The following is a 2,979-nucleotide window of genomic DNA, read 5'->3' as shown; positions in this document are numbered from 1 at the left end:
TTATCCAAACCCCAGCATTATCCTAAAAATACAGTTTTTTATTCTGTAAATCATTCTGTTATAGGATGAATAGGTTTGGATAATACATTCCTATATCTTTGCTAATGGCACTAAAGCCAATAGGAAGAATATGAATATAGCACAGTTAAAATTAAGCCAGAAGAAGTTACTGGACAACCTCGTTTCCCGTGGTTATGACATTCAGTACATCAAAGGAGTAAAATTTGTTTTAAGACTTCTTTTTGAACATGAAGGATGTTTTCATTCGTATGAACAATTTGCAGAAAAGTTTATCCGTACAAGGGGATATACAAAAGCGACATTGGATCTTAGGATGATGCATTTACGTACTATCCAAGCATATGATGAATTTGGGCACTACCCGGACAAGAAGTCCTTTGTTCCGTTATGCTATCCTTCCAGGTATAATATGCTTAACCCCAGTTTTCAGAAAGTTATAGACATTTACCGGAAACGTGCCGCAGAACATAAAAAGAAGTCCACAGTAAAAATGGAAACCAATACCGTTACAATGTTCCTTTTTGAGATGCAAAAGTTCCACGTCTCTTCATTGGATGAAATCAAAGAAGAACATGTTTTGTCCTTTTTCCTTAAAGAAGAACAGCAAAAGCGTTCAAGGACATATTGCGGTCACATAGCGTCAGCCCTTAAAGAGTTGGGGGATTTATACGACATGAAAAAAGTATTAGGTTATTTCCCTGATTTGAAATATGAAAGGAAAAACTTCAACTATCTTAAGGATGATGAAATCAATGTGATAAAAAATGCTTTGTCAGACTCTAACAATATTTTGACTTTCAGGGAAAAAGCTATAGTTTCATTGGCCTTATATACTGGCATAAGAGGATGCGACATTGCCAACTTGAAATTGACAGACATAGATTGGAAGAAGGAACGAGTCAGCTTCGTCCAGGAAAAGACTGGTAATCCGATAGTGTTGCCCCTTCTTCCTCATGTTGGAAACTCATTGTTTGATTACATACGTAATGAACGGGACAATGAGGCCGGATCCGTGTATCTGTTTCCCAACAAGAAGAATGCGACAGAAAGGTTGGAGAACAAAAGTATCGGCACCATTGTCAATACAGTCTTTGAGAAACTAAACCTTAGAAAAGGTGAATTCGGGCGTGGAGTCAGCGTATTTCGGCACAACCTCGCCTCTAAATTACTTGGTAAAGGTACCGAGATTAGGGTCATCAGCCATATTTTAGGACATATCTGTTCTTCATCTATAGTCCCATATATAGATGCTGACATCCCTCATCTGAGAGAATGCGGAATCAATATTGAATGTTATCCAATAAGAAAGGAGTTGTTCGAATGAAAACAGATTCACATCTACCCCAATTTGCAGATTTGATGTCTGAATATGTCAATTTCATCTCTGGTATCGGAAAATGTGACTATATAACCCGCATATACCTGAACTCTTTCGCCAAGTACTGTATGAATCATGGCGGAGTGCTGTCGGATGATATTATCTCCGGATGGGCATCAAGGACAGATAAGGAAAGCTATTATACAAACCGTAACCGATGCATTATTTTGAGGCGCTTCATCCGTTATATCCGGTCGAAATATGGGGCACCGTTCAAATTGCCATCATATCCTCCGGACATAAAATACACACCTAAGCCAAAGCGTATTCTTGTTTCAGAACAGCCATACTCTTATTCCGCAATATCCCATATAGTCAAGAAATATGAACTTTACAAAAGAGCCTCTGGAAAATTCAGTAGGCGGACAATGGACAAGATTCGCCGTTTCAATGACTTCTGCGCCCATAATTATCCGTCAGCTGAAGCTCTTACAGAAGAAATTGTCCTTGATTATTGCAAGAAGAAAAAAACGGAATCCGCAAAGTCATGCAATAACAGAATTGTAGGTGTCAGAGGATTTCTGAAATATGCGAATAGCCGTGGTTTCGTAAATATTCCTCTTCCATCCACCATTCCAAGAGTCAATGTCACATCATTCGAACCACATCCGTTTACTCCAGAAGAGCTTGCAAGATTCTTTAATGAAGCGGACAATCTCGAACCTCCAATAAATTGCCGTGACATGAGGGCTGCGCTTATGAAAGTGGAAGTTCCGGTCTTTTTCCGACTTTTGTACAGTACAGGGATGCGTACAACAGAAGCCCGTCTGCTCAGAGTAGAAGACGTGGACTTGCAATCCGGTGTTATAAATATAAGATACACAAAGAGCATAGATGAACATCGGGTTGCCTTGCACGAATCCATGTGGTCGCTATTGCAGATGTATAATGTCAAAATGGAAAATCTCATGCCCGGAAGAAAGATATTCTTTCCTAACGAGTACGACAAACCATATTCCGGAGAATGGGTAACGGCAAGTTTTAAGAAAGTATGGAAGAAAGTCAGTACGGCACACGCAAGAGCATATGATTTTCGCAGTCACTATGCGGTCGTGAACATAAACGGTTGGGATCACTGCGGCATTGAATGGATGGACAAACTCTTATATCTCAGCCGTTCCATGGGACACCGTTACATTCAAAACACATTATATTATTACAGGCTTGTACCGCTGTTTGCACACCAGTTGGAAAATCTGACAGGAGGTGGGTATGAAGAACTTTTACCTGATTTAAACGACTATTTTGAATATGAAGACTAAAGCAGAACATTCAATTATCGCCGATGCCATCCATGAGTGGCATACGGTTTATCTTCCGTGTATAAGGAATCTGAGCCATAACGCTTTAAAATCATACGGAGAGGGAATGGGAATCTATATAGATTTCCTTGAATCCTCGAAGGGAGTCACCTCAAATACCATTTGTGGGGAATGCTTCCGTAAGGACTGGATTGAAGAATGGATTGCGTGGCTGAAAGAAGTAAGAAAATGCAGCCCGCAAACATGCAATCATCGTCTCTCCATATTGAAAAATTTCCTCCGTTTCCTTGCGCACAAGAAAATCCAATTCATAAAATA

Annotated in this window: 3 protein-coding genes; all 3 read left to right on the top strand. The window is 39.8% G+C overall.

Annotated elements, in window-relative coordinates:
• Positions 1 to 130: 130 nt before the first annotated feature.
• Complete coding sequence (locus tag N5O98_RS26990; RefSeq protein WP_118028100.1) at positions 131 to 1,345, top strand: tyrosine-type recombinase/integrase; 1,215 nt, start codon at positions 131 to 133, stop codon at positions 1,343 to 1,345.
• Entirely contained in the window at positions 1,342 to 2,661 is a 1,320-nt protein-coding gene (locus tag N5O98_RS26985) for a tyrosine-type recombinase/integrase (RefSeq protein ID WP_117852431.1), read from the top strand. Before N5O98_RS26990 ends, N5O98_RS26985 begins: the two co-directional genes overlap by 4 nt.
• Positions 2,651 to 2,979, top strand: a 329-nt coding sequence (locus tag N5O98_RS26980; protein WP_269496223.1) for a site-specific integrase, incomplete at its 3' end; no start/stop codon positions are given. The genes N5O98_RS26985 and N5O98_RS26980, both read left to right, overlap by 11 nt.

This window comes from Bacteroides sp. LFL-34, assembly GCF_027257075.1.
Taxonomy (GTDB): Bacteria; Bacteroidota; Bacteroidia; order Bacteroidales; family Bacteroidaceae; genus Bacteroides; species Bacteroides ovatus.
The sequence above is the reverse complement of the archived record's forward strand: the minus strand, read 5'-3'. Positions and strand labels throughout refer to the sequence as shown.

Excerpts from the sequence above, each read along its gene's own strand:
- N5O98_RS26990 (WP_118028100.1), top strand. The coding sequence starts at position 131 with ATGAATATAGCACAGTTAAAATTAAGCCAGAAGAAGTTACTGGACAAC.
- N5O98_RS26985 (WP_117852431.1), top strand. The coding sequence starts at position 1,342 with ATGAAAACAGATTCACATCTACCCCAATTTGCAGATTTGATGTCTGAA.